We start from the raw sequence: 845 nt of genomic DNA, 5'->3' as shown, positions 1-845 counted from the left end.
CGCACGATTTGCCGGGCCGGGTGTTCCGCTTCGGCCGCCGCAATGGTGACGATCTCCGCCCCCATGAATGCGAACATCGTTGTCAGGACGACAGCGATGACAGCATGTACGCCATTCGGCATGAACCCGCCATAGTCAACCAGCCGCGCCACGCCCGATACCTGAGTCCCCGGAAGTAAACCCAGCACCGCCAGACCGCCTACGGCAATGAACGCCACGATGGCGACCACCTTGATGAGCGCGAACCAGAATTCGAACTCACCATAGCTCCTGACCGAGAACAGATTGGTGCCGGTCAGCGCGAGCGTGATCGCCAGCGCAAACGTCCACTGAGGTATGGCGGGCAACCAGGCGCTCAGAATGGCCGCCGCCGCGGTCGCTTCAATCGGGATCACCAGGACCCAGAACCACCAGTACAGCCAGCCAATCGTGAAACCGGCCCAATGTCCGATGGCGCCGTCCGCGTAGGTCGAAAACGATCCGGTATCTGGCTGTGCCACAGCCATCTCGCCCAGCATGCGCATGACCAGCACCACCAGCAGCCCAGACATGGCATAGGCCAGCAGCGCGGCCGGGCCGGCCTCGGCGATAGCTCGCCCGGAGCCTACAAACAGTCCGGCGCCGATGACGCCTGCAATCGAAACCATCGTGACGTGACGCGGCTTGAGTCCATGGCTCAGCCCTTTCCCTGACGGGTTCATGTCTCTCTCCTCGGTGAAGCGCGACCTACATGAGCCGCTACGTTGGTGCTCCTATGACATGGAAATTGACCGCAGCTGGCGTTCCAGCATGCCGCGGTCGTCTGACCCCAAATGCGGCATGCCGCATCGCATTGACGCGAACAA

General features: G+C 62.2%; 1 protein-coding gene. It reads right to left on the bottom strand.

Annotated elements, in window-relative coordinates:
- The coding region (locus AC07XB_RS38980; RefSeq protein WP_492833120.1) for an amino acid permease at positions 1 to 701 on the bottom strand (701 nt) is incomplete at its 3' end.
- Between the last annotated feature and the right edge of the window lie 144 nt (positions 702 to 845).

The sequence above is a fragment of the Cupriavidus sp. GW821-FHT02F09 genome, from assembly GCF_059421605.1.
The sequence above is the reverse complement of the archived record's forward strand: the minus strand, read 5'-3'. Positions and strand labels throughout refer to the sequence as shown.